Here is a 6,000-nt window from a genome sequence, read left to right as displayed (position 1 = left end):
CGGACGTACACGGGCCGCGGCGGTGCACGCTTGCACGATGCTCGCGCACGAGGCGTCGGACGTACGACGGGCCGCGGCGGTGCACGCTTGCACGATGCTCGCGCACGAGGCGTCGGACGTACGACGGGCCGCGGCGGTGCACGCTTGCACGATGCTCGCGCGGGTGCGGTCAGGCGTGGGACAGGCCTCGCCAGCGGGCGCCCACGCGGCGTTCGCGGCGGCGCTTGAGGAAGCGGGCTGCTCGGTAGAGGCGGGCGTACCAGCTTGGGGCGGTCCGGATCAGGAGGGCGCCGATGGCTGCCGGCACCATGTTCGCGACGACGATGTCGACATCGGGGGCGGTCGCGCGGAGGTACGCTTCGAGCAGGTCGGGCGTGACCCAGTCGTCGCTGTCGACGAGCCATACGAAGTCACCGCCGGCCGCGGCCAGACCGGTGTTGCGGGCCACGGACGGTCCGAGGTTGACCGGGTGGTGCAATACGCGCACCGGGAACGGCGCCTCGCGCAGCAGTGCGCCCGCGACCTCCATCGACCCGTCCGTCGAGGCGTCGTCGACGATCGTCAGCGACACCCGGACATCGTTCGGGATGCGCAAAGCGAGCAGCGCGGCCAGGGCCCGCCCGACATGCCGCTCGGCGTTGTACACCGGCATGACGATCGACACGTGCACGGTCACACCGTCACTTCGGCCCGGTCCGTGAGCCGCGCGGACGCGCCAATCAGCCATTCGTAAGCCGCGGTGAGAGCGGCCGCTTGCGCCTGCGGCGTGTGACGGACGGCGAACGCTTCCTGCAGTCGCGGGCGACTCGGCTGCCCGGTGTGCAGGACCGTGTTCAGTTCCGCGGCGACCTGCTCGGAAGTGTGCAGGTCCGGGTCCAGACCGAGGGAGTCGAGCGCCGGGATGCTGCGCGCCACGAGCGGCAGTCCGGCGGCGCCCGCCTCCAGCAGCGCCAAGGGGCAGCTCTCCCAGGCGGCCGTGTGGAGGTACACGTCGGCGGCGGCCAGGTGCGCGGCCACCGCGTCCGGCGGGAGCCAGCCGGTGACCGTCACGCCGGCCGCCCGCAGCTGGGCCTCCAGCGCGGGGTCGCCTCCACCGATCCAGATCCAGTGCGCCGCGACGTCGATCCGGGCCATGACATCGAGCAGGAAGTGCGGGTCCTTCTGCGCACCGACCCGGCCGACGGTCACCACCGTCGGCGTGGCGGCGCATGCGCGGATGCGCGGTGCGCGGATGCGTGTTGTGTTCGGGACGTGCACGGCCGGCAGTCCGAGCGCGGCGGCCAGGTCGGCCTCGCGCGGGCTCACGCACACCGCGAGGCCGGTGCGCTCGGCCAGAGCCTGCTCGATCCGGCGCGCGGTCCGGATCAGGCCCGGAGGCACGGTCGCCGGGTCGCGTTCGAAGGCGAAGCAGTGCGGGGTGTACGCGATCGGCGGGCCCGACCTGGGCAGGACGAGGCGGCCGACGAGGCCGGCCCACGCCGAGTGCAGGTGGACGACGGCAGGGCGGGCGGCCGCGACCGCGCGGCGCAGGGCCCGGGCCAGGGCCAGGTGGCTTCGACCGGCGGCGTGGTGCGCGGCGAAGTCGGCGGTGTCCGCATCCACCCGGTCCCTGCCTCGGTCGCTGTCCCAGCCTCGGTGGCGATCGCTGTCCCGGACCTGGTCGCCGTCCCAGTCCTGGTCTCCGTCCCTGTGCTGGTCTCCGTCCCCGTGCTGGTCTCCGTTCCGGTCGCTGTACCAGGCCCGGTCCCGGCTCCAGCTTCGACCCAGATCCCGATCGCGGTTCAGGCTTCGGTCACGATCCTGCGCGCGTTGGCTGTCTCGGTTCAGGCTTCGGTCGCGGTCATGCTCGCAGTCGAGCTGTCGCTTCCCGCCCCGGTCGCGGTTCTGCTCGCGGTTCTGCTCGCGGTTCTCGCTTCGGTCTCGGCCTCGGTTGCGGTCTCGGGTCAGCAGGTGGTGCTCGTACTGGGGCGTCGACCGGGCGAACTCGGCGATCGCTACAGCCGTCCCACCGTGCGCGGAATCGGTGACGTGCAGGATTCGAGCGGTCATGCGTACCTCCGAGCGCTCGAACGCACATCGACTGACTGCGGACCGTCGGCACGGCGTTGGATGCGGGACGGCGCAACGTTGGCACTGCGCCCGGCGCCTCGGTCGGCGCTAAGGTCGACGCCGCCTTTGGCACCGCGCCCGGCGCTACGGTCGGCGTCCCGGTCAGCACTGCGGTCGGCTCTACGGTCGGCGCTACCGTCGGCGTCCCAGTGAGCACTGCGATCGGCTCTACAGTCGGCGCCTCGCTCGGCGCTACCGTCGGCGTCCCGGTCAGCACCGCGGTCGGCTCTACAGTCGGCGCTACCGTCTGCGTCCCGGTGAGCACCGCGGTCGGCACTGCAGTCGCCGCGTCGTTCGGCCCTGCGCTCTGCATCCCGGTCAGTGCTGCAGTCGGCGCGTCGTTCGGCGTTCCGGTCGGCGTCTCGGTCGGCGGCGACTTGGGCGCGGTTCGGCCGTGGGTGGGTGACGGCCGGCGGCTGGGTCATCGCGACGCGTGGGCGGCGACGTGGGCGGTGCGGCGCAGGCGGGCGATGGTGATCAGGCTGGCGGCGCCGACGGCGAGGATGAGGCCGGCGGCGGTGTACCCGAGCGCGAGGTGGGTGTCGGCCAAGGTCTGCGCGGCCGGTTCGGCGGTGGTCGGTGCGGCCAGGGCGGCGGGGGCGGACGCGGTGGCGGCGGCCAATCCGGCGCCGATCGTTGCGAGTACTTGCGAGCGACGCATCAGCGGTGTCCTCCTCGACGGATACCGGACGTTTTCCGATTTACGGACAGTATCAGCCTGAATACTTTGCGTTAGACATGGACACCCCAAAACCGGACGTACCCCTTCCGGGTACGCGCCGCCGCGCGTCGCGTGTCGCAGGGTAGCGAGTCGGTAACGTTTCGTGTGTGAAGGTGGATGTGCGCGCGTTGCTGCTGCGGTACCGCCTGGTCGAACTCGCCGCCGGGTTATGCGCCCTCGGGCTCGTGCTGCGCGCCCGCGCCCTGCTGCCGGCCCAGCACTTCTCCGACGGTGACTACATCGCCGCGCTGAACAACGGCACGACCGCGATCCGTCCCGACCCGTACTACCGCTCGATCGCCGTCTTCTACGCGCTCCTCGGCCTCGACGACCACCCGCGCGTGACCGCGATGCTGCAGCTGGCTTTGTTCGTCGCCGCGATCGCCCTGGCCTTGGGGCCGGCCGCGCGATGGAGCACGATGGCCCTCGCCGCGGCCGCGATCGGGCTCGGCGGGGTGTACCTGACGCAGTACTCGAAAGATGCCGTCGTTCTGCTGTTCGTTTTGCCGATTCTGCTCGTCCTGCGCATCGACGCTTGGTCAGCCGTCGCGCCGTACGTGACCGCCGGATCCCTGCTGGTGTACGGCACGCTTTTCCGCTCCACCTGGCTCGTGATCGCGGCCCTGTTCGTCACCGGCTACGTCGCTCTGCACCGCGGCGGCCGCCCGGCACTGCTGCTGCCGATCGCGGCGGCCATGTTCGTCATCGCCGGAGTCGGCACGTTCGTGCTGCATCACGACACGCTCGACCCCGTCCGCGCGGCGAACGCCATGGTCGAGGGAGTGCTCACATTCGCCGCGCTACTGCTGCCGATCCCGCTCGCGATGGCCGGCGGTTGGGCTCACATGCTCGGTGCGCTCGTGCTCACGGTGTTCACGGTGCGCATGACCGCCGCCGCCCGGCACAGCGCCGGCCGCCCATCGCTCGGCGTCGCCGTTTCGCTGCTGCTCGCGTTCGTGGTCACGCAGGCCCTGGCCACCCCGTACTTCGGCGCGCACCTCAAGCACCTGACCCCGATGCTGCCTCTGGCCGTGTTCGCCCTCGCCACCGCCGACCGTGCCGCCCGCGAACGCGCATCCGTCTGGCACACCCTGTGAGCCGCGCAACGCACGAACGCGCATTGCACGACGAGCGCGCAACGCACCAATGGGCGGTCGACCTTCGCGCACTGTGCGACGAACACGCAACGCACGAACACGCAACGCCCAAACGCTCAACGCCCGAATGCTCAACGCCCGAATGCTCAACGCACGAACGCTCAATGCACGAATGCTCAACGCACGACGAGCATGCAGCGCGCGGAAGCGTGATCGACGTCTGCGTGGCGGTCGTGGGAGGCTCGCGGTGAGTCTGCGGGTCGCGGTGATCGGGGCTGGGCCGGCTGGGGCTACTGCGGCTTACTGCCTGGCCAAAGCTGGTGTCGAGGTCGACGTGTACGAGGCGTCCGGCGGCGTCGGCGGGCTTGCGCGGTCGGTCGGGCTCTGGGGGCAGACGGTCGGGCTGGGGCCGCAGCACTTCTTCAGTACCGACCCGCGGGTCAACGAGCTGTGGCTGGAGGTGATCGGCGGCGACTACGAGATGGTCGAGCCCGTCACCCGAATCCATCCCCCGCGGGCGGCGCTTTCCACAGCCCGGCTCGGCGCGCTCATCCGGCAGTGGCAAAGGGCGCAGGCGACGCCGCCGACATTCGCGCATCTGCGCGCGGCGCTGCCGACGTTCGCGCATCCGGGGGTGGCGCTTTCCACGTCCCGGCTCGGTGCGCGCATCCGGCAGTGGCAAAGGCCGCGGACGGCGCTGCCGGCGTTTGCGCATCTGCGCGCGGCGCTGCCGACATTCGCGCATCCGGGGGCGGCGCTTTCCACGTCTCGGCTCGGCGCGCTCATCCGGCAATGGCAAAGGCCACAAGCGACCCTGCCGACATTCGCGCATCTGCGCGCGGCGCTGCCGACGTTCGCGCATCCGGGGGCGGCGCTTTCCACGTCCCGGCTCGGCGCGCTCATCCGGCAGTGGCAAAGGGCGCGGACGGCGCTGCCGGCGTTTGCGCATCCGCGGCAGGGGCCCGGCGAGGTGTACAGCCGGATGTGTGAATTTGTCGAGAAGCAGGGCGGGCGTGTGCATCTGAACACGCCGGTTGCGCGGCTTGTGCTTGATGACGGCCGGGTGACGGGTGTGCAGTTGAACAATGACGGTGTCCGCGAGCACGATCACGTCGTTTCGTCGATGCCGCTCGCCGTGCTCACCGGGCGGCTGCCCGACGTGCCGGCCGAGGTCGCCGCGGCCGGGGCGCAGCTGACGCTGTGCAATACCGTCGTTGTCTTTCTGCGCACGAACGCGCAGTCGGTCTTCCCGGACACCTGGGTGAATGTGCGCGATCCGGACCTGCACACCGGGCGGATCACCAACTTCGACAACTGGGTGCCGGCGGCCAAGCACGGCGAGCCGGAGACGATCCTCGCGCTGGAGTACTGGTGCACGAGTGAGCACGACTTCTGGCGCTGGGAGGACGAGGAGTATGTCCGCTTCGCGCGTGAAGAGCTGATCGACACCGGGCTGGTCGAGGCCGGCGAGGTCCTCGACGGTGTGGCGCTGCGCGTGCCGAAGAGCATCCCGGTGTACCGCGAGAGCCAGCTCCAGCACCAAGCCGTCGTCGAGGAGCATCTCAAGGGCCTGGCCGGGCTGGAGGTCATCGGCCCGCACGGGCCGTTCGCGCGCAACCGCCAGGACTTCAGCATCCTCATGGGACTGCTGGCCGCGGAGAACATCGTCGAGGACGCCGGCCATGACCTGTGGGCCGACCCCGCCACCCACGCCCACCCGGCGACCAGCCGCATCACCGCCACCGGGCTCGCATACTGACGCCTCGGCACCCATCGCCAACGCCGCTTCACCCCCGCAGCACGCGGCCCACGAGCGACGGAGCTATCGCAGAGAGAGCTCCTCCGCCGGCAGAACCCGGCCAGCCGCGCGAGCAAAGACACGAGGGCTGTCCTTCGAACGTGGTGGGCGATCCCACCACCGAACGGAGAGCGCTCTCCACTCGGATCTTAAGAAACACTTTTGCCTGCCCGTTTTGTGCGCATAAGCAGCAACCGGCACGTCGCACGTATTGACGGAGCGGTCACCCGGGCGCAACATTTGGAGAGCGCTCTCCGAGCGCGTCGCACCCGGCC

5 protein-coding genes are annotated in these 6,000 nt (G+C 70.8%); 2 read left to right on the top strand and 3 right to left on the bottom strand.

What is annotated here, in order from left to right; genetic code table 11:
* Positions 1–169 precede the first annotated feature (169 nt).
* From ACIA8L_RS28270 to ACIA8L_RS28260, 3 genes are all read right to left on the bottom strand, one after another.
* Positions 170–676 (bottom strand): glycosyltransferase family 2 protein, encoded by a 507-nt coding sequence (locus ACIA8L_RS28270; RefSeq protein WP_395909496.1) that lies wholly within the window; start codon positions 674–676, stop codon positions 170–172.
* Positions 673–1,602 (bottom strand): glycosyltransferase, encoded by a 930-nt coding sequence (locus tag ACIA8L_RS28265; protein ID WP_395909495.1) that lies wholly within the window; start codon positions 1,600–1,602, stop codon positions 673–675. Before ACIA8L_RS28265 ends, ACIA8L_RS28270 begins: the two co-directional genes overlap by 4 nt.
* Before the next feature lie 928 nt (positions 1,603–2,530).
* Positions 2,531–2,770 (bottom strand): hypothetical protein, encoded by a 240-nt coding sequence (locus ACIA8L_RS28260; RefSeq protein ID WP_395909494.1) that lies wholly within the window; start codon positions 2,768–2,770, stop codon positions 2,531–2,533.
* A gap of 167 nt (positions 2,771–2,937) precedes the next feature.
* Between ACIA8L_RS28260 and ACIA8L_RS28255 the strand changes: the two genes are divergently transcribed.
* Together ACIA8L_RS28255 and ACIA8L_RS28250 are read left to right on the top strand one after the other, a co-directional pair.
* Positions 2,938–3,927 (top strand): hypothetical protein, encoded by a 990-nt coding sequence (locus tag ACIA8L_RS28255; RefSeq protein ID WP_395909493.1) that lies wholly within the window; start codon positions 2,938–2,940, stop codon positions 3,925–3,927.
* 127 nt (positions 3,928–4,054) lie between these two features.
* Positions 4,055–5,686 carry an FAD-dependent oxidoreductase gene (locus ACIA8L_RS28250; protein WP_395909492.1) on the top strand — a complete coding sequence of 544 codons (1,632 nt, stop codon included), beginning with the start codon at positions 4,055–4,057 and terminating at the stop codon, positions 5,684–5,686.
* Positions 5,687–6,000: the final 314 nt, after the last annotated feature.

The sequence above is a fragment of the Dactylosporangium sp. NPDC051541 genome, from assembly GCF_044454505.1.
Taxonomy (GTDB): Bacteria; Actinomycetota; Actinomycetes; order Mycobacteriales; family Micromonosporaceae; genus Dactylosporangium.
Note: the sequence above shows the minus strand (reverse complement) of the source record. Positions and strands in the feature narration are given on the sequence as shown.